We start from the raw sequence: 19,263 nt of genomic DNA on the forward strand, positions 1-19,263 counted from the left end.
TCGGTATCCTCCTGAGATTCCACCATGCCACCGGTCCGGCTTCGATGGTGCCGGACCGGTTCGCTCATCCACCCAAGACCCTCTCGCCGCATCGCACAAGAGCGCCCATCGGCGCCCGCGGGGCCGGGCACCCTCCTTTCCGTACCGTTTCCAGGCCGTTTCCGAGGGGTTCGCGCCGATGTTCCCGGTCGTCGGAAACTCGGTTGCACCGTCCGTCCAGCATCGCTGACGATGCGTGCATGAGCACGACGGGGGAGACGGACGGGGCACGGCGCACCGTGCGGCATGGTGCTGTGGCGCCCACGGGGGTGGCGCCATGAGCGCGCGGCTGCGCGGTGTCGCGCGGGAGACGGAGGAGGCCGTGGCCGCGGGCGCGTACCGCACGGCCGACGGGCGTGAGATACCGCTCGCCGCCGCGGTCGAGGCGGCTCGGGAGGGGACCCGCATGGTGGGACCCGGCCCGGTACCGGTCCCGGAGGGGGTCCTGGAGGGGGTCCTGGGGACCGCCCCGTCCGCCCCGCGGATCGAGGTCACCGGCGAGAGCAGCCTGGAGGCCGCCCGCCGACTCGCGGACGCCCCGGTGGCGGTGCTCAACTTCGCCTCCGCCCGCAACCCCGGCGGCGGTTACCTCAACGGCGCCCAGGCCCAGGAGGAGGCGCTGTGCCGCGGCTCCGCGCTGTACACGTGCCTGCTGCGGGCCCCCGAGTTCTACGACCACCACCGCGCCCACCGCGACCCGTTCTACACCGACCGGGTCGTCCACTCACCGGCCGTACCGGTCTTCCGTGACGACCGGGGCCGGTTCCTGCCCGAGCCGTACACCGCCGGCTTCCTGACGGCCGCCGCGCCGAACGCCGGAGTGATCCTGCGGACGGCGCCGGAGCGTGCCGGCGAACTGCCGCGCGCGCTGGCCGTACGGGCCGAACGCGTCCTGGAGACGGCCGCGGCCCACGGCTACCGGCGGCTGGTCCTCGGCGCCTGGGGCTGCGGTGTCTTCCGCAACGACCCCGCGCAGGTGGCGGGCGCGTTCCGGACGCTGCTGGGTCCCGGCGGCCGGTTCGAGAGGGCGTTCACACAGGTGGTGTTCGGCGTGCTGGACCGGACGCCGGGGAGCGCGGTCCGGCAGGCCTTCGCGCGCGCCTTCCCGCAGCCGGGGCAGGAGTCCTAGGGCGTGTTTCGAAGGTGGCGTCGTCTGCCCGAAGGGCAGACGGGACTTTCGAAACACGCCCTGGCCGCGGCTGTGGCGACAGCCGCGGCCGCGGCTCCGCGAGCGGGTGTGAGCGCAGGGAAGGCGCTCAGTGCCAGCCGTACCGCTCCCGCAGCCGGTGCACCACCAGGTTGAACCGCATCCGGTCCAGCGCGCAGGCCTCCCGGCGCATGCCCTGCTCGTGCAGCCGCAGCACCCGGTCGACGGCCACCCAGGAGTCCCGGCCCGAGCGGTCCCAGGGACCGCTGCCGATCGGCACCCACTCGCGGTCACCGCCGTGCTGCTTGCTGGACAGCCGCACGGCGAGGAAGGTGCCGGCCGCCTCCCGGGCGACGACCAGTACCGGACGGTCCTTGCCCCGCCCGTCGTTCTCCTCGAAGGGCACCCAGGTCCAGACGATCTCGCCGGGGTCCGGGTCACCGTCGTGCGCGGGCGAGTACTCGGTCCGCACCCGGCCGACCTCGCGCGGTTCGGCCTCGACGGTGGCGGAGGGGCCGAAGCGGCCCGGGACGTTCTCTTCGGTGGAAGCGGTCACGAGGGCACCCTAGGGGCTGTTCCGGGGCCCGTTCCCCGCGGCCCCCGGCGACCACGTCACGCGGGGGCGGCCGGCGACTCCGCGGCCCCGGGGCGTCCCGCACGGGCCCACCCGGGGGCGGGCTGCTCAGACCGCCGGGGAGTCCGTGACGAGCGGCTCCGGCCACCGTTCGTGCCAGCGCAGGTCCGCCTCCGCCTGCGCGGCGAGCGACAGCAGCAGCGGCTCGCTGCCGGCGGGCCCGAGCAGCTGCGCCCCGACCGGCAGCCCACCGGGCGTGAAGCCCGCGGGCACGTTGACACCGGGCCAGCCGAGGACGTTCCACGGCCACGCGTAGGGGCACGCGGCGATCATGGCGCGGTCGGTGGCGAACCCGCTCAGCTCCAGCAGGGCGCCGATGCGCGGCGGGGGAGCGGCCGTCGTCGGCGCGAGCACCACGTCGTACGTCTCGAAGAGGCGGCCGACCCGGCCGTGCAGGACCGTCTCCGCACGGCGGGCCGCCCGCAGCGGGGCGCCGCCGAGGAGCCTGCCGAGCCGGGCGGCGCCCCGGGTGCGCCGGTCGAGCAGGGCGGGGAACGGCGCCTCGGCCACCCACTCGGCGATCCCCGCGGTCGCCCGCGGCACGAAGGTCAGCCCGATCCGCCCGTACGGCGGGTCGGCCTCCTCGACGGTGTGCCCGAGGCCCGCCAGGGCCGCCGCGAGGGCGACGACCCGGTCGCGCACCTCGGGGAGCAGCCGGGCGGGCACGGCGGTGAACGGCGGTTTCAGCGACAGGGCGATCCGCAGCCGGCCGGGGTCGCGGCCCACCGCGGCGAGGGCGTCGACGGCGGGCGGCCGGTGCGGGTCGCGCGGATGGTTGCCGCTCGCCGCGTCGAGGAGGAGGGCCGCGTCGGCCACGGTGCGGGCCAGGGTGCCGTTGACCGTGATGCCCTGGAAGGACTCGCCGCGCGGCCAGGTCGACACGCGTCCGCGTTGCGGCTTGATGCCGACGAGGTGGGTCCACGACGCCGGGATGCGGACCGAGCCGGCGCCGTCGGAGCCGAGCGCGGCGGGGACCAGGCCCGCCGCCACGGCGGCCGCCGAACCGCCGGAGGAGCCGCCCGGGGTGTGTTCGGTGTGCCACGGGTTGCGGGTGGCGCCGAAGGCCGGGCCCTCGGTGAACGGCCACTGTCCGAATTCGCAGGTGTTCGTCTTGCCGACGATCACGGCCCCGGCCGCGCGCAGCCGCCGTACCGCCTCCCCGTCCTCGGTGACCGCGGGGTGGGTGCCCGCGCAGCCGAAGGCGGTCGGCTCGCCCGCCACGTCCATGTCGTCCTTCACGGCGACCGGCACCCCCAGCAGGGGCCTGCGTACGCCGCGGGACAACTCCCGGTCGGCCGCGTCGGCTTCGGCGAGCGCGGCCTCGGCGCGGACGAGGCGGAAGGCGTTGAGGGTGCCCTGGGTGGCCTCGATCCGCGCCAGGGTCCGCTCGACCAGCGTGCGGGAGGTGACCTCCCCGGCGGCCAGCGCGCGGGCGGTCTCGGTCAGGCCTGCGGAACGGTCTAGCGTCATGGCGGGACACCTCCGTCAGCACATTGTCTACCGAACGGTAACGTCTGGCCGCCGGAGGCGGAACGCGCTGCGGCCCGCGGTGGGTCCGGTGTCCGCCACAGGTGTCCCGCAGGCCACCACCCGTTCCTGCGCGAGGCATTGACGTGCCTCGGAGCCACCCCTACCTTCTGATCGACTTTCCGAACTTCGTTCGGCATGTCGAACCTGCGTCGTAGGGAGAGAGCCGCACATGACGACACGCCGCCCCACCACCCCGTCCCGCCGCAGCCTGTTGCGCGCGATGGCCGCCCTGCCCGTCTCCACGCTGGTGCTCGCGGAGGCGCCCGGCCTGCTCGGCAGCGCGCTCGCCGCCGCCCCGCCCGGCGGATCGGCCACCCGCTACACCATCGTGCCGTTCCTCGACAGCGACGACGGCACGGTGAACGTCTACCAGTCGGACGACGCCACCGACTTCCGCCTCGCCAGGTCCGCCGCCTACACCCCGCCTGCGAACCGCATCCGCGACGCGAGCATCCTCAAGCACACCGACGGCTCCTACTACCTGACCTACACCACGCACACGTGGCAGGACCCCAGCGCCACCATCGGGTTCGCCCGCAGCACCGACCGGCTCACCTGGTCGTTCCTGTACGACCACCCGGTTCCCGTCGCGGGCCTCTCACGGGCCTGGGCGCCGGAGTGGTTCGTCGACAGCGACGGCAGCGTCAACATCATCGTGTCCTGCTCCACCACGGACGACGAGTGGATGTTCACCCCCTACCTGCTGAAGGCCACCGACCCGGGCCTCACCGCCTGGACCTCACCCGTCCCCCTGTCCGGCATCGGCGAGAACCACATCGACACCTTCGTCGTGAAGCTCGGCTCGACCTACCACGCCTTCACCAAGAACGAGACGACCAAGTACATCGAGTACGCCACCGCCACCCGGCTCGCGGGCCCGTACACCATCTCCCGCACCGGCGACTGGGCGGGCTGGGGCAGCTACCGCGAGGGCCCGGCCCTCGTCCGGCTCGACAACGGCGGCTGGCGCGTCTTCTTCGACGGCTACGGCGACGGCACCTACTACTACAGCGACAGCTACGACACCTTCACCACCTGGAGCGCGCCCAAGGCCCTCCCGGGCGTCTCCGGCACGGCCCGCCACTTCACCGTCGTCAAGGAGACGGTGGCCGGCGGGGTGGGCCTGCCCAGGAACGTCACCCGCTCCTTCCGCTCCGTCAACTACCCCACCCGGCACTGGCAGGCACAGTCCTCGCTGCTCAACCTGCCGGTGGTGACCGCCTCCAGCACGGCCGCCGAGAAGCGGGCGGCCACCTTCACGGTCGTCCCCGGCCTCGCGGACGCGAACGGCTGCTCCTTCCGTGACGCGGCCGGCAACTACCTGCGCCACTACTCCTTCCGTGCCCGCTTCGACCCGAACGACGGCACGTCGGCCTTCGCCGGGGACGCCACCTTCATCGCCCGCACCGGCACCACGAGCGGCTCGGCGCGCTTCGAGTCGTACAACTACCCCGGCCACTACCTGCGCCACTACGACTACCAGCTCCGCGTGGAGCGGTCCGACGGCACGGACCTGTTCCGCCAGGACAGCTCCTTCCTGCCGGTGACCGCCTGGGCCTGAACCACCGCGGCGGCGGCGCGGCGAGCACCGGGTGACCCGGACAGCCAGGATGATCACTGACAGGCACGCACCGAGGTACGCCCCGGTCCTGCCGTGCGGTGAAGGCGATCCGGCGGCGGAGACGGGGCACGACGACAGGAGCACGGATGAACCCCTCAGCCGACGTGCACACCCGCATGGAGGTCATCGACGCCTACCGGGCCCATCTGCACGCGATGGCCGACGGCGACGCCGTCGCGCTCGACGCCCTGCTCGACGACGGTTTCACCCTGACGCGGACCACGGGGGACGAGCAGCCGAAGGCCGCCTGGCTGGCGGACCTGCGCGCCGCGACGTTCGTCCCGCAGACGATCGAGGAGAAGACCGTGACCGTCGCGGTCGACGGCGACACGGCGCGCCTCGTGGGCCGCGTGGTCACGCGTCCGGCCGAGGACGGCGCGCACGAGGACCGGCGACTCCAGCTGACCATGGACTACGCCCGCGTACGCGACTCCTGGATCGCCCTGCGTTCGGTGACCCGAAGCTGGTGAACCGCGCGGGGCCGGCGCCCCGCCGCCGGACCGGGACGCGGGAGCCGGACCCCGGTACGGCACCGCGGGCATCCGGGCTTCCGGGCGGGCGACGCCGGGTGCCGCGTCGCGCGGCCGTGGCCCGGCCCGCGAGCCACCGTGCCCACCCGGAGCGCGGGCCGGTGCCGTGCCGGGGACGGACCGCGCCGACCGGGGTCAGCCGCGCGGCTCCCCGTCCCGCGGGGACGGGCGCGGCCACGGGCGTCCGCCGATGGCCTCGATGCCGTTGTTGAACCGCCTGAGGTAGGACGCGAACGCCGTGATGTCGTCCTGCGACCAGTCCCCCATGACGCGGTCCAGGACCTCGACGATCCCCCGCCGCTCCTCGTCGAGCAGCCGCTCGCCCTCCGCCGTCAGCCGGAACTTGCGGGCCATCCCGCCCTGCGGATCGGGGATGCGGTCGAGCAGCCCGGCGCGCATCGCCGCGGCGGTCTGCCGGTTCAGGGTGGAGGCGTCGAGGGCGAAGGCGTCGCTCAGTTCCCCGATCGACATCGGGCCCTGGACCCGGATCCGGCTCAGCAGGATGTAGGCGCTGCGCTCCAGGACGCCGTCCGTGCGGCGGCCCCCGCGGCGGCTCAGGAACGTATGGCGGCTGAGCAGCATCTGCTCGTACTCCACCTCGTGCGTCGGCCTCTGCATGTGCCCGAGCCTCCTGTTCGTGCTGCCGTCCCCGCGACCCGTCCCGGCGGCGGCCGCTCCATCCTGGCACACCACCGTGCAAGCACCACATCGCGTGCAACCACCACATCGCATGGTTGATGCATTCGACATGTACGATGCACATCCTTCGCCCGGAACCCCCAGAGAAACCGAGGAGTCCGCCCATGGACGCCCCCCAGCCCACGGCCCGCGCGGGTGGCGTGGTCGCCACGCTCGCCCTCGCGGGCATCACGGCCGCGATCATGCAGACACTGGTCACCCCGCTCATCGCCGAACTGCCGCAGATCCTCGACACCTCGTCCTCTAACGCGGCCTGGGTCATCACGGTCACCCTGCTGGCCGCCGCGGTCTGCGTGCCGGTCGTGGGCCGCCTCGGCGACCTGCTGGGCAAGCGGCGCATGCTCCTGGCGTGCGCCGTGCCGCTGATCGTGGGTTCGGTGGTGTGCGCCCTCGCCTCCGGCGTCGTCATGATGATCATCGGGCGCGGGCTCCAGGGCATGGGCATGGGCATGCTGCCCCTGGGCATCGCCCTGCTCCGCGACGTCCTCCCGGCGGAGAAGCTCAGTTCCTCCATCGCCCTGGTCAGCGCCTCCATGGGCATCGGCGGCGGCCTCGGCCTGCCCATCGCCGCGGCGATCGCCCAGTACGCGAACTGGCGCGTCCTGTTCTGGGGCTCGGCCGGCATGGCCGTCGTCGTCACCCTGCTCATCTGGTTCCTGATCCCCGACGTGCCCGCCGCCGCCAAGGGGCAGCGCTTCGACCTGCCCGGCGCGCTCGGTCTCGGCGCCGGCCTGGTCGCCCTGCTGCTCGCCGTCTCCAAGGGCGCCGACTGGGGCTGGGGTTCGGGCGTCACGCTCGGCCTGTTCGCCGCCGCCGTCGTGGTCTTCGTGGCCTGGGGATTCTGGGAGACGCGCACCACCGACCCGCTGACCGACCTGCGCACCACCGCCCGCCCGCGGGTGCTGCTCACCAACCTCGCGTCCGTCTTCGTCGGCTTCGCGATGTACGCGAGCATGCTCGTCATGCCGCAGCTCCTGCAGTTCCCGCAGTCCACCGGCTACGGCCTCGGCCAGTCCATGCTCGCGACCGGCCTGTGGATGGCCCCCGGCGGCATCATGATGATGTTCGTCTCCCCGCTCGGCGGGAAGCTCACCAACGCCCGCGGCCCGAAGTTCACGCTCGTCTGCGGCGCGCTGGTCATCGCCGTCGGCTACGGCCTGTCCATGGCGCTGATGGGCTCCGCCTGGGGCCTGATGGTCGTCGGCATCGTCATCAACAGCGGCGTCGGCCTCGCCTACGGCTCGATGCCCGCCCTCATCATGAGTTCGGTCCCGCTGTCGGAGACCGCCGCCGCCAACGGCTTCAACACCCTCATGCGGTCGCTGGGCACCTCGGTCGGCGCCGCCGTCATCGGCGTGATCCTGGCCCAGATGACGACCACCATGGGCGGCTACACCCTCGCCTCCGAGGACGGCTTCCGCACCGCGCTCCTCGTCGGCGGCGCCCTCGCCCTGGTCTCCGCGGCCATCGCGTCCGCCATCCCCGCCGCCCGCCCCGCCGACTCCGACACGGAGGAGACCCGGCAGGCCTCCGAGCCCGAGCAGGCGAAGGTCTAAGGCCGCGACAGGCGACGTTCGCCCCGTCGCGACGCCCGGCACGCCCGCTCGCCGCACCGGCCGAAAGCCCGAGTACGTCCCGTACGAGGACTTCCGGCCGGCACACCCCAGCCTTCGGCCGGGGGCACCCCCAGAGCACGCACCGGACGCCGCTCCTCGACGGGCGGACGTCGCCTGCCGCGGCACCGGCACGCGGGTCCGGACCGGGTGCGGGGGCCCGCCGTTCCACGCCTCAGCACCCGCCGCAGGGCCCACCGGACCGCGACGCCGTCCGCGGTCCTCGCCGGCAGGGCGCGGAAACCGGCGGCGCCGCCCGCCCGGAGACCGGCGGCGCCGCCACGTGCCGGCCGGCTACGGCGTGGGGGCCGCGTCCGCGCGCATCAGCACGCAGTCGAACTCGATCACCCGGCCGGTGGTCGCCTCGCGGGTCACCGGGTACATGCCCGTGATGCCGAACCCGGCCGCCTCGTACGCCGCGACGGCCTCGCCCATGCCCGGGCTGCCCTCGTACAGCCGCAGCACCGCGACCTCGGACTGCATGCCGACGAACTCCTCGATCCGCTTCCCGGCTCCGGCGAACACCTCCAGGTCGTAGCCCTGGGTGTCCATCTTCAGGTAGGGGCGCGGATCGGCCAGGCCCTCCAGCGCCTCGTCCATGACCTCGTCCAGCCGGCGGACGCGGATCTCCTCGGTGTCGGACGTGCCGAACCGGCTGTACCGGTCCCTGCCGTAGTCGCTGGGCCCCAGCAGGGAGTTCATGGTCTTCCAGCCGGTGTGGATCTCGGCGGTCGTCTCCTCACGGCCCAGTCCGCACCGGTACACGTGCCAGTCGGGGTCCTGTGCCGCGGCCTTCTCCAGCCTGGCGAACGTCTCCGAGGTGGGTTCGAACGACACGATCCGCCCGGTGTAGCCGAGCCGGCGCAGCCGACGGGCGTACTGGCCGCTGTTGGCGCCGACGTCGAAGACGCAGTTCGCGTCGTACAGCGCGAGCATGGCGGCGACGTGCTGGGTGCACAGGTACTCGGCCGCCGCGAGCTGCAGCTTGCGTTCGTCGCGCCGGGCCGCCCCCTCCATGAGCAGCAGCGCGCCGGTCTCGCCGAGCCGGACGGCGTCGGCGTCCGTGGGGTCGGCGGCGCCGCCCTTCGCCCGCCGGACGATCCAGGTGCCCTTGCCGGCACCGGTGACCGTCAGCGGGGCGGCGGACCGGGACACCAGCGCCGTCCCCGGGGCGAGGTCGGTCACCTGGACGCCGATCCGGGGCATCAGCCGCAGGAGTCGTCGATAAAAGGTCTGCATCCCGTCAGCCCTATCAGACATGTCGGGGTGTGGTCCTCCCGTTGAACGACATTCGCCGCCGGGGTTAACCAGCTTCTTACATGCGGCGCGTCCGGGAGCCCGCCTTCGCGGCCACCGCGGGGCCGAGGGCCGCGCCCACGGCACGATCCTGAGGACGCTCACCTGCTCCGGCGACGCGGCCACGGAGGGGGACCTGGACGCCCTCCTCGCGGACGCCGCCGGCTGCACCGGCCTCGGCGTGGACACGGTGACCCCGGCCTCGCGCCCGGGGGAGACCTCCGGGGGCCGGAGCGGTTCGTCGCTCCCGCGGTCGAACGGCCGGCGGAGCTGGACCGAGCGCCCGGGGGAGCCGGCCCGCACGGAAGGGGCCCGGAATCTCCGGGCCCCTTCCGAATCCGTCGCCGGTCTCCGGTCCCGCGGGTCTCGCCAAGACGGCCCGCCGGTCTCACCAGGACGGCCAGAGGATCAGGCGGCCACGGTCTCGCTCGCGTGGCCGTGCAGACCGGCCACGACCTCGGTCAGCTGCGCGGCGACCTCGGCGTCGTCGGCCGGGTGGGTCTCGGCGAAGCGGGTCAGGGAGCCGGGGATGGAGAGCTTGAGGTCCTCGATCACCTTGCCGCCGGCGATGCCCACGGCCTTGCGGGCCTCGTCCTGCGCCCACACGCCGCCGAACTGGCCGAACGCGGTGCCGACCACGGCGACCGGCTTGCCGCCGAAGGCGCCGGCGCCGTACGGGCGGGACAGCCAGTCGATGGCGTTCTTCAGGACGGCGGGCATGGTGCCGTTGTACTCGGGCGAGAACAGCAGGAAGGCGTCGGCGGTCCGAGCGGCCTCGCGCAGCTCGGCGGCGGCGGCCGGGACGCTGCCCTCGACGTCGAGGTCCTCGTTGTAGAACGGGAGGTCGGCCAGGCCTTCGAACAGGTCGACCTGCGCGCCCTCCGGAGCGACCTTGACGGCCGCCTCGGCGAGCTGGCGGTTGGTGGAACCGGCGCGGAGGCTGCCGACGAGCGCGAGGATGCGGACAGACATGGGTTACTCCCGAGGGGCTGGAACATGGCGGTGACAATCCGGACCGAGGTCCGTTTGCAAGTTCTAGCACTTTAACCGGACCGCGGTCCATTTTCTTCCGGGTGCTTTACGCTGAGTTCATGTCCGCCGCCCTGCCTCCCCTCCCCGGCCCCGGGACACCCCTCGGCGAACCCGAACTGCTGCAGCTCGGAACGGCCGAGGACGAGCCGTGTCTGCGTGCCGACGCGGCCCGCAACCGCGCCCGGCTGCTGGACGCCGCCGCCCGGCTGGTCGCCGCGCACGGCGCGGCCGGGGTCACGATGGAGGCGGTGGCCGCCGCGGCGAACGTCGGCAAGGGGACGGTCTTCCGCCGCTTCGGCGACCGCACCGGACTGCTGACGGCGCTGCTGGACCACTCCGAGCGGAAGTTCCAGGCCGCCTTCCTCGGCGGGCCCCCGCCGCTCGGACCCGGCGCCGCGCCGGTGGAACGGCTGCGGGCGTTCGGCGTCGCCTACCTGCGCCGCGCGATCGACGAACTGGACCTGCTGCTGGCGGCCGAAGCCGGCCCGGACCGCCGCTACACCGTCCCCGTCCACCGTCTGCACCACGGCCATCTCGCGCTGCTGCTGCGGCAGGCGGCACCGGACGCCGACCCGGACCTGCTGGCCCACACCCTGCTGGGCTACCTCAACCCGCCCCTGATCCACCACCTGGTCCGCCGGTGCGCCACCCCACCGGCCCGCCTGGAAACCGGCTGGACCGACCTGGTGGACCGGGTCACGGGCGCCGGCGCCGGGGACGGCGGGGAGGACTGACGAAGGACGCGACGCGAACCGGACACCCACGGCCCGGGACGGGTACCCGAGGGCTGTGACCGCCCGTTCCCGCGACCGCCCCTTGCACGACCGCCCGTTCCCGCGACCGCTCCACGTGCGGTCGCCCGTTCCGCCGGCCGTCCGTTCCGCCCGGCGGACGACTACGATATTGGACGCTCAATCGGACGCGGACGCGTTCGACGCCGGCGCGACTCGCCCGGCCGCCCCGGAGTCCCGCGTCCCGCCACGCGGCCGCCCCAGCGGCGGCGCACCGCACGGGACCTGCGCCCCCGGCAGGTCCCGAGGGTCACCGATCGGAGAGCCGTCATGCCGTTGCTCGACCCCACCGCCCGGCAGTCCCGCAGCCTGTCCGGACCCGTGCGTCCCGTCACCGAGCCCGCCACCGGCGACACCCTCGGCACGGTGGTGCTGGCCGGCGCGCAGGACGTGGCCCCGGCCGCGCGGACCGCCCTCGCCGCCCAGGCCGAGTGGGCCCGCGCCCCCCACCTCGTCCGCGCCGCGGTGCTGCGCAAGGCAGGCGACCTGTTCGCCGCGCACGCGGACGAACTGCGCGAGTGGCTCGTGCGCGAGTCCGGTTCCGTCCCCGGCAAGGCCGACTTCGAACTGCACGTCGCCGCCCAGGAGTGCTACGAGGCCGCCGCCCTCGCCTCCCGCCCGGCCGGCCAGGTCCTGCCCAGCGAGGCGCCCCGGCTGTCGTACACCCGCCGCGTCCCCGTGGGCGTCGTCGGCGTGATCTCCCCGTTCAACGCCCCGCTGATCCTGTCCGTCCGCTCGGTCGCGCCGGCCCTGGCGCTCGGCAACGCGGTCCTGCTGAAGCCGGACCCGCGCACGGCGGTCTGCGGCGGACTGTCACTGGCCGCGGTCCTCGCCGAGGCCGGCCTCCCCGAGGGACTGCTGCACATCCTGCCGGGCGGCGCCGAGACGGGCGCGGCCCTGGTCGCCGACCCGCGCGTCCCGGTGATCTCCTTCACCGGTTCCACCGCGGCGGGCCGGGCGGTCGGCGAGGCCGCCGGCCGCCACCTCAAGCGCGCCCATCTGGAACTCGGCGGAAACTCCGCCCTGATCGTCCTGGAGGACGCCGACCTCGACGCGGTGATCTCCACGGCTGCCTGGGGTTCCTTCTTCCACCAGGGCCAGATCTGCATGACCACCGGCCGCCACCTCGTGCACGCCTCGCTCTACGAGGAGTACGTCGAGCGGCTGGTGGCGAAGGCCGACGCCCTGGCCGTGGGGGACCCGCACCGCGCGCGGGTCCACCTGGGCCCGCTCATCGACGGCGGTCAGCTCCGCAAGGTGCACGGCCTGGTGGAGGCCAGCACGGCGGCCGGCGCGAAGCTGGCGGCCGGCGGCACGCACGAGGACCTGTTCTACCGCCCGACCGTCCTGGCGGGCGTCGACGACCGCACCCCCGCCTACACGGAGGAGGTCTTCGGACCGGTCGCCCCGGTCCGCGCCTTCACCACCCCGGACGAGGCCGCGGCGCTGGCCGGGGCGAGCCCCTACGGCCTGTCCCTGGGGATCGTCACCCGTGACACGGCCCGCGGCCTCGCCCTGGCCGAGCGCGTTCCGACCGGCATCGTGCACATCAACGACCAGACGGTCAACGATGAGGCCGTGGCGCCGTTCGGCGGGGTCGCCGCCTCCGGCACCGGTGCCCGCTTCGGCGGCGAGGCCAACCTGGAGGCCTTCACCGACGTGCGCTGGACGACGGTGCGCGGGGACGTGGCGCCGTACCCCTTCTAGAGCCCTATCCCCTTCCGGAACCCGCGCCCTTTTCCCGGTTCTCCGGAAGGGGCGCCCCTTCCGGAGAACCGGCCCGGACGCCTGCCGGGGGCCGAGCCCCGCGTGCTGCCGGACCGGGCCGGACCGGGCCGGGCCGTACCGCTCCGAGGACGGGCGGAGGGGACCCGCAGGTCACTCGCCCTGGGCGGCCTGCTGCTCCTCGACGGACCTGCGGACCTCGTCCATGTCCAGCTTGCGGGCCTGGCCGATGACGTCCGTGAGGGCGGCCTCGGGCAGGGCGCCCGGCTGCGCGAACACGGCGACCCGGTCGCGGACGATCATCAGGGTCGGGATCGACTGGATGCCGAAGGCCGCTGCCAGTTCCGGCTGGGCCTCGGTGTCCACCTTGCCGAAGACGAGGTCCGGGTTCTCCTCGGCGGCCTTCTCGTAGACCGGGGCGAACTGACGGCACGGCCCGCACCAGGACGCCCAGAAGTCGATCAGGACGAAGTCGTTGTCGGTGACCGTCTGGTCGAAGTTCTCCTTGGTGAGCTCCACGGTGCTGCTCATGGCGTGATTACCTCTTCCCGTGCTTCCTGCCGGGTTCTCCCGGCATGGGGTGAAGCCGCCCGCGTCAACGCGGCCGGCCCGTCGCGTATTCCGCGCCCTACCCGTGTGGCCACGCCGCACACCACCCACCAGACTGACCCCATGACGGAAACGGAAACCATCGCGTACGACGTCGTGGTGCTCGGGGCCGGGCCCGTGGGGGAGAACGTGGCCGACCGCACCCGCGCGGCCGGCCTCACCACCGCGGTCGTGGAGAGCGAACTGGTCGGCGGCGAGTGTTCCTACTGGGCGTGCATGCCCAGCAAGGCCCTGCTGCGCCCGGTCATCGCCCAGGCCGACGCCCGACGCCTGCCCGGTCTGCGCCAGGCGGTGCAGGGCCCCCTCGACGCGGCCGCGGTCCTCGCCCACCGCAACTACTACACCTCCGACTGGAAGGACGACGGCCAGGTCGGCTGGCTGGACGGCATCGGCGCCGACCTCCATCGCGGCCACGGCCGCCTGACCGGCCCGCGCACGGTGGCGGTCGGCGACAAGATCCTGACCGCCCGGCACGCCGTCGCCGTGTGCACCGGCACCCGGGCCGTCCTGCCGGACCTGCCGGGCCTGGCCGAGGTCGGGCCGTGGACCAGCCGTGAGGCGACGAGCGCCCAGTCCGTGCCCGGTCGCCTGGTGGTGGTCGGCGGCGGCGTGGTCGCCACCGAGATGGCCACCGCCTGGCAGGCCCTCGGCTCCCGGGTCACCCTCCTGGTGCGCGGCAAGGGACTGCTGAACCGCATGGAGCCGTTCGCCGGCGAACTGGTCGCCGAGGCGCTCACCGGGGCCGGCGTCGACGTGCGGACCGGTACCTCGGTGACGTCGGTGACCCGCACGGACGGCACGGTCGTGGTCGTCACCGACGCCGGCGACCGGATCGAGGCCGACGAGATCCTCTTCGCCACCGGCCGCGCCCCGCGCACCGACGACATCGGCCTCGACACCGTCGGCCTGGAGCCGGGCTCGTGGCTGCAGGTCGACGACAGCCTGCGCGTCACGGGCAACGACTGGCTCTACGCGGTCGGCGACGTCAACCACCGTGCCCTGCTCACCCATCAGGGCAAGTACCAGGCCCGTATCGCCGGTGCCGCGATCGCCGCCCGCGCCTCGGGGGAGGCGGACCTGGACTCCGGTCCGTGGGGAGCCCACGCGGCCACCGCCGACCACGCCGCCGTCCCGCAGGTCGTCTTCACCGACCCGGAGGCCGCCGCGGTCGGCCTCTCCCTCGCGGAGGCGGAACAGGCCGGACACCGGGTCCGCGCCGTCGACGTCGACCTCTCCTCGGTCGCCGGGGCGGGCCTGTACGGCGAGGGCTACCAGGGCCGCGCCCGCATGGTCGTCGACCTGGAGAGCGAGATCCTGCTCGGTGTCACCTTCGTCGGCCCCGGCGTCGGCGAACTGATCCACTCGGCGACCGTCGCCGTCGTCGGCCGGGTTCCCGTCGCCCGCCTGTGGCACGCCGTACCGTCCTACCCGACGATCAGCGAGGTGTGGCTGCGCCTGCTGGAGGCGTTCCGCGACAACTGACGGTCCGGCACCGACGTCCGGCCAGGGCGTGTTTCGGAAGTAGCGTCGTCTCCCCGAAGGGCGGACGGGACTTTCGAAACGCGCCCTACGGCAGCCCGAAGCCCAGCGCGCGGGCTGCCTCCTCCGGCGTGGGCTGCGCCCACCGGCGCGCCACCGTCTCGTTGGCCGACAGTGAGCGCAGCTCGGCCCGGTCCAGGTAGAGCAGGCCGTCGAGGTGGTCCGTCTCGTGCTGCACGATCCGGGCGGGCCACCCGTCGAACACCTCGTCCAGCGCCCGGCCCGTCTCGTCCTGGCCGGTCAGCCGCACCTCGGCGGGCCGGGCCACCACCGCCTGCCAGCCGGGCACGCTCAGACAGCCCTCGAAGAAGGCGGCGCGGCCGGAACCCACCGGCGTGTAGGCGGGGTTGACCAGGACCCGGAACGGCTGCGGCACCCGGCCGCGGGCCACCCGCACCTCCTCCGGCACCGGCGCCGGGTCCTCGATCACCGCGATCCGCAGTTCCACGCCGACCTGCGGCGCGGCCAGGCCCACCCCCGGCGCCGCGTGCATGGTGACGCGCAGCGCCTCGACGAAGCGTGCCAGCAGGGCGGGGCCGAGCTGACCGTCGTAGCGCTCGGTGCCGGTGCGCAGGACCGGGTCGCCGGCCGCCACGATCGGCAACGGGCCGCCGGCGGCGAGGAGTTCCTCGACCCGCTCGGCAAGAGGTGCGCGGGGACTGGGAGATGCCATCCGGCCAGCATGCCACGACCACGGCACTCCGGAGGCGGGGGGGGGGGGGGGGGGGGGGGGGGGGGGGGGGGGGGGGGGGGGGGGGGGGGGGGGGGGGGGGGGGGGCGGCGGCGGGGGGGGGGGGGGGGGGCGGCGGGCGGGGGGGGGCCGCGCGGCCCCCCCCCCCCCCCCCCCCCCCCCCCCCCCCGCGGGGGGGGGGGGGGGGGGGGGCGCCCCCCCCCCCCCCCCCCCCCCCCCCCCCGCGGGCCCGTGTGTCAGGCCTCCTCGAAGTCGCCCGTCAGCGCCGAGGCGATCCGCAGGTGCGGGCCCGCCTCCGCGTGCCGGCCCTGCCGCTCCAGGGTGCGGCCCAGCATCAGCCGGGCGTACTGCTCCACCGGGTCGCGCTCCACGATGGCGCGCAACTCGGTCTCGGCGCGGCCGAGTTGAGCCGAGTGGTAGTAGGCGCGGGCCAGCAGCAGCCGCGGTCCGGTCTGCTCCGGCACCTCCTCGACCAGCCCGGCCAGGACCCGCGCGGCGGCGGTGTACTCCTTGGCGTCGAAGAACAGCCGCGCGCGCTCCCAGCGCTCGGCCGGCGTTCCGTGGGCGTAGTACTCGGTGTCGTAGGTCGTGTCCACTCGTGGCCTCCTTCGCGTCGCACAACCGCGACCGGTGGTGGGAAATTCCACCGGTGCGGCCGGGGTGCTCCGCGGGTTCACATGGCGGCCAGTTCCGCGTCCGCCCGCTCGGTGATCAGGGCGAGCACCCGCCCGGCGACGGCCCGGTCCTCGGCGGGGATGCCGGCGTGGATCCGGGCCGAGACCGCCCCCGGCTCGGCGCTCACCGTCTCGTACAGCGCGCGCCCGGCGTCCGTGGCGCGGACGGTCCCGCCGTCGGCCGACACCAGGCCCTTGGCCAGGAGTTGGTCGACGGTGGCGTGCACCTCGGCCCGGTCGGCCTTGAGGGAGGCGACGACCAGGGCGACGAGCGCCGCCCGGCACCGTGCCGGACGCCGGATACGCTGGCGCGGTGAACGAGAACCTTCCTCCCTGTCCGAAGTGCTCCTGCGAGTACACCTACGAGATGAACGCCCTGGTGGTGTGCCCGGAGTGCGGCCACGAATGGGTGCCCGCCGAGAGCGGCGCGGATGCCGGCGGCCCCGCCGAGCGGGTCGTCAGGGACTCCGTCGGCAATGTGCTGACGGACGGCGACACGGTGGTCGTCGTCAAGGCCCTCAAGGTCAAGGGCAGCCCGTCGGGCATCAAGGCCGGCACCAAGGTGCGCAACATCCGGCTGGTCGACGGGGTCGACGGCCACGACATCGACTGCAGGATCGACGGGTTCGGCGCGATGCAGCTGAAGTCGAGCGTGGTCAAGAAGGGCTGACCCCCTCCCCGGGGGAATCCGCGGCGGCTTCACCGGATGCAGAATTGCAAAATTTCGCAATTGGTTAGATGCTGGATTCACTGTGCTCGCAGACAGTGGCGGGCGCTGCCCGCGCCCGCCCCGGTGGGGCGCCGTCGAGGAAAGCCGAGGGTCCCGTGTCCGTTCCGCTGTACCAGGCCAAGGCCGAGTTCTTCCGCATGCTGGGGCACCCGGTACGGATCCGGGTCCTGGAGCTGCTCCAGGACGGACCCACACCGGTGCGCGACCTGCTGGCCGCCATCGAGGTGGAACCCCCCAGCCTGTCCCAGCAACTGGCGACCCTGCGCAGGTCGGGCATCGTCACCGCGACGCGGGAGGGCTCGACGGTCGTCTACGAGCTGGCCGGCGGCGACGTCGCCGACCTGATGAGGGCCGCGCGCCGGATCCTCACCGACGTGCTGACCGGACGGCACGAGCTGCTCGCCGAACTGCGGGAAGGCGAGGTCACCGCGCGATGACGGCCGTCCCCACCCGGATCCGGCGCCGGATCACCGCCCTGCTCCCCGGCCGCGGCGACCTGGCGGAACTGCGCCGCGATCCGCGCCGGGACCTGCTCGCGGGCCTGACCGTGGCGATCGTCGCGCTGCCCCTCGCCCTCGGATTCGGCGTCTCCTCCGGACTCGGCGCCGAGGCGGGCCTGGCGACCGCGGTCGTCGCCGGCGCGCTCGCCGCCGTGTTCGGCGGCTCGAACCTGCAGGTGTCCGGTCCGACGGGCGCGATGACCGTGGTGCTCGTGCCGATCGTCGCCGCCCACGGCCCCACCGGGGTACTGACCGTCGGGCTCATGGCCGGGGTGATGCTGGTCGCCCTCGCCCTGCTCAAGGCCGGCAAGTACATGCGGTACGTGCCCGCGCCCGTCGTCGAGGGCTTCACCCTCGGCATCGCCTGCGTGATCGGCCTGCAACAGATACCGAACGCGCTCGGCGTGCCCGAGCCGGAGGGCGACCGCGTCCTCGTGGTCGCCTGGCGTGCCGTGGCGGAGTTCGCCAGGACACCGAACTGGACCGCCGCCGCCCTCGCCCTGGCCGTCGCCGCCGCCATGCTGGCCGGCGCCCGCCTGCGGCCCACGGTCCCCTTCTCCATCCTCGCCGTGATCGCGGCCACCGTCGTGGCCCGGGTGGCCGGCCTGGACGCGGCGGAGCCGATCGGTGACCTGCCGTCCGGCCTGCCCGCCCCCTCCCTGTCCTTCCTCGACCCGGGCGCCCTCGGTTCCCTGCTCGCCCCGGCCGTCGCGGTCGCGGCCCTGGCCGCCCTGGAGTCGCTGCTGTCGGCCTCGGTCGCCGACGGCATGACGGTCGGACAGCGCCACGATCCCGACCGCGAGCTGTTCGGCCAGGGCCTGGCCAACATCGCCGCCCCGCTGTTCGGCGGCGTGCCCGCCACCGGGGCCATCGCCCGCACCGCGGTCAACGTCCGCGGCGGCGCCGGGTCCCGGCTCGCCGCCCTCACCCACGCGGTGATCCTCGCCGTCATCGTGTTCGCCGCCGCGCCCCTCGTCTCCGCGATCCCGCTCGCCGCGCTCGCGGGCGTGCTCCTTGCCACCGCCGTCCGCATGGTCGAGGTCGGCTCGCTGCGGGCGATGGCGCGGGCCACCCGCTCCGACGCGCTGATCCTGGTGCTCACCGCTGTCGCGACCCTCGCGCTCGACCTCGTGTACGCCGTGATCATCGGCCTGGCCGTCGCGGGCGTCCTCGCCCTGCGCGCGGTGGCGGGCCAGGCCCGCCTCGAAGAGGTCCCGCTCGACCGGGGCGACCACAGCGCCGAGGAGCACCGGCTGCTCGCGGAGCACATCGTGGCGTACCGCATCGACGGACCGCTGTTCTTCGCCGCCGCCCACCGCTTCCTGCTGGAACTGGCGGAGGTCGCCGACGTACGCGTCGTCATCCTGCGCATGTCCCGCGTGACCACCGTCGACGCCACCGGCGCCCTCGTCCTCAAGGACGCGGTGGAGAAGCTCCACCGGCGCGGCATCGTCGTCATGACGTCCGGGATCCGCGCCGGCCAGCGGCAGGTCCTGGACTCGGTCGGCGCGCTGGAACTGCTGCGCCGGGAGGGCCGCGAGTACGCCGACACACCGGAGGCGATCCGGGCCGCCCACGCCTACCTGCAGCGCGCCGGCCTCATACCGTCCCCGCACGGCCGGCGGGCCCGGCCGCTCGGCGGGGAATCGGAGAGGGCCGCCGGATGAGCGCCCCGCCCGCACCACCGCGAACGGCCGAGGTCCGCGGTGCCGCGTCCCCCCGGCCGTCGGAAGGCGGTGCGCCGGGGCGGCGCGCGCACACCCGGCGGGAGCCGGCCGCCGCCGCGGTCCCCGCCACGGCCAGGGCCAGGGGAAGCGCCCCCGCCCGGCGCGCCCTCGCCGACGGGACCCGCGGCCCGTACGG

General features: G+C 74.5%; 19 protein-coding genes. 10 read left to right on the forward strand and 9 right to left on the reverse strand.

Annotated elements, in window-relative coordinates; all coding sequences use genetic code 11:
• Positions 1-316 precede the first annotated feature (316 nt).
• Positions 317-1,168, forward strand: coding sequence for a TIGR02452 family protein (locus tag ACH4N1_RS19380; protein WP_398098542.1), 852 nt, complete (start codon positions 317-319; stop codon positions 1,166-1,168).
• Between the two features lie 127 nt (positions 1,169-1,295).
• Here ACH4N1_RS19380 and ACH4N1_RS19385 read toward each other — a convergent pair whose 3' ends face one another.
• Positions 1,296-1,742, reverse strand: coding sequence for a type II toxin-antitoxin system PemK/MazF family toxin (locus ACH4N1_RS19385; RefSeq protein WP_398098544.1), 447 nt, complete (start codon positions 1,740-1,742; stop codon positions 1,296-1,298).
• 126 nt (positions 1,743-1,868) lie between these two features.
• Complete coding sequence (locus ACH4N1_RS19390; RefSeq protein WP_398098545.1) at positions 1,869-3,290, reverse strand: amidase; 1,422 nt, start codon at positions 3,288-3,290, stop codon at positions 1,869-1,871.
• A gap of 229 nt (positions 3,291-3,519) precedes the next feature.
• Here ACH4N1_RS19390 and ACH4N1_RS19395 point away from each other — a divergent pair, with 229 nt between their 5' ends.
• Positions 3,520-4,911 (forward strand): glycoside hydrolase family 43 protein, encoded by a 1,392-nt coding sequence (locus tag ACH4N1_RS19395; protein WP_398098546.1) that lies wholly within the window; start codon positions 3,520-3,522, stop codon positions 4,909-4,911.
• 146 nt (positions 4,912-5,057) lie between these two features.
• Positions 5,058-5,441, forward strand: coding sequence for a nuclear transport factor 2 family protein (locus tag ACH4N1_RS19400; protein WP_398098547.1), 384 nt, complete (start codon positions 5,058-5,060; stop codon positions 5,439-5,441).
• A 195-nt stretch (positions 5,442-5,636) separates the two neighbouring features.
• Here ACH4N1_RS19400 and ACH4N1_RS19405 read toward each other — a convergent pair whose 3' ends face one another.
• Entirely contained in the window at positions 5,637-6,119 is a 483-nt protein-coding gene (locus tag ACH4N1_RS19405; RefSeq protein WP_382788544.1) for a MarR family winged helix-turn-helix transcriptional regulator, read from the reverse strand.
• 185 nt (positions 6,120-6,304) lie between these two features.
• Here ACH4N1_RS19405 and ACH4N1_RS19410 point away from each other — a divergent pair, with 185 nt between their 5' ends.
• On the forward strand, positions 6,305-7,756 hold the full coding sequence (locus ACH4N1_RS19410; protein WP_398098548.1) for an MFS transporter: 1,452 nt from the start codon (positions 6,305-6,307) through the stop codon (positions 7,754-7,756).
• Between the two features lie 351 nt (positions 7,757-8,107).
• Here ACH4N1_RS19410 and ACH4N1_RS19415 read toward each other — a convergent pair whose 3' ends face one another.
• Positions 8,108-9,052: an FkbM family methyltransferase gene (locus ACH4N1_RS19415; protein ID WP_398098550.1), complete on the reverse strand. Its 945-nt coding sequence runs from the start codon at positions 9,050-9,052 to the stop codon at positions 8,108-8,110.
• Between the two features lie 465 nt (positions 9,053-9,517).
• Positions 9,518-10,081, reverse strand: coding sequence for an NAD(P)H-dependent oxidoreductase (locus tag ACH4N1_RS19420; RefSeq protein WP_398098551.1), 564 nt, complete (start codon positions 10,079-10,081; stop codon positions 9,518-9,520).
• 119 nt (positions 10,082-10,200) lie between these two features.
• Here ACH4N1_RS19420 and ACH4N1_RS19425 point away from each other — a divergent pair, with 119 nt between their 5' ends.
• Positions 10,201-10,875, forward strand: a complete 675-nt coding sequence (locus ACH4N1_RS19425; protein WP_398098553.1) for a TetR/AcrR family transcriptional regulator — start codon at positions 10,201-10,203, stop codon at positions 10,873-10,875.
• A gap of 327 nt (positions 10,876-11,202) precedes the next feature.
• On the forward strand, positions 11,203-12,639 hold the full coding sequence (locus ACH4N1_RS19430) for an aldehyde dehydrogenase family protein (protein WP_398098554.1): 1,437 nt from the start codon (positions 11,203-11,205) through the stop codon (positions 12,637-12,639).
• A 171-nt stretch (positions 12,640-12,810) separates the two neighbouring features.
• Here ACH4N1_RS19430 and trxA read toward each other — a convergent pair whose 3' ends face one another.
• A complete protein-coding gene (trxA, locus tag ACH4N1_RS19435; protein ID WP_366060930.1) occupies positions 12,811-13,188 on the reverse strand; it encodes a thioredoxin in 378 nt (125 codons plus the stop codon).
• Between the two features lie 141 nt (positions 13,189-13,329).
• Here trxA and ACH4N1_RS19440 point away from each other — a divergent pair, with 141 nt between their 5' ends.
• Positions 13,330-14,748, forward strand: coding sequence for a dihydrolipoyl dehydrogenase family protein (locus ACH4N1_RS19440; RefSeq protein ID WP_398098556.1), 1,419 nt, complete (start codon positions 13,330-13,332; stop codon positions 14,746-14,748).
• 85 nt (positions 14,749-14,833) lie between these two features.
• On the opposite strand, the gene ACH4N1_RS19445 is transcribed toward ACH4N1_RS19440, so the two are convergent.
• The 3 genes from ACH4N1_RS19445 to ACH4N1_RS19455 all read right to left on the reverse strand — a co-directional run bounded on the left by ACH4N1_RS19445 (position 14,834) and on the right by ACH4N1_RS19455 (position 16,397).
• A complete protein-coding gene (locus ACH4N1_RS19445) occupies positions 14,834-15,478 on the reverse strand; it encodes a peptide deformylase (RefSeq protein WP_398098557.1) in 645 nt (214 codons plus the stop codon).
• Positions 15,479-15,732: 254 nt separating this feature from the next.
• A complete protein-coding gene (locus ACH4N1_RS19450; RefSeq protein WP_366056587.1) occupies positions 15,733-16,092 on the reverse strand; it encodes a tetratricopeptide repeat protein in 360 nt (119 codons plus the stop codon).
• A gap of 77 nt (positions 16,093-16,169) precedes the next feature.
• Positions 16,170-16,397, reverse strand: a complete 228-nt coding sequence (locus tag ACH4N1_RS19455; protein ID WP_398098559.1) for a hypothetical protein — start codon at positions 16,395-16,397, stop codon at positions 16,170-16,172.
• Positions 16,398-16,483: 86 nt separating this feature from the next.
• Here ACH4N1_RS19455 and ACH4N1_RS19460 point away from each other — a divergent pair, with 86 nt between their 5' ends.
• The 3 genes from ACH4N1_RS19460 (at position 16,484) to ACH4N1_RS19470 (ending at position 19,067) form a co-directional block, all read left to right on the forward strand.
• Complete coding sequence (locus tag ACH4N1_RS19460) at positions 16,484-16,840, forward strand: zinc ribbon domain-containing protein YjdM (protein WP_363087965.1); 357 nt, start codon at positions 16,484-16,486, stop codon at positions 16,838-16,840.
• A 155-nt stretch (positions 16,841-16,995) separates the two neighbouring features.
• Positions 16,996-17,337, forward strand: coding sequence for an ArsR/SmtB family transcription factor (locus ACH4N1_RS19465; RefSeq protein ID WP_382791406.1), 342 nt, complete (start codon positions 16,996-16,998; stop codon positions 17,335-17,337).
• Entirely contained in the window at positions 17,334-19,067 is a 1,734-nt protein-coding gene (locus ACH4N1_RS19470) for a SulP family inorganic anion transporter (RefSeq protein ID WP_398098561.1), read from the forward strand. Before ACH4N1_RS19465 ends, ACH4N1_RS19470 begins: the two co-directional genes overlap by 4 nt.
• Positions 19,068-19,263 lie beyond the last annotated feature (196 nt).

Origin of the sequence: Streptomyces sp. NPDC017202 (assembly GCF_044331705.1) — a bacterium.
Classification (GTDB): domain Bacteria; phylum Actinomycetota; class Actinomycetes; order Streptomycetales; family Streptomycetaceae; genus Streptomyces.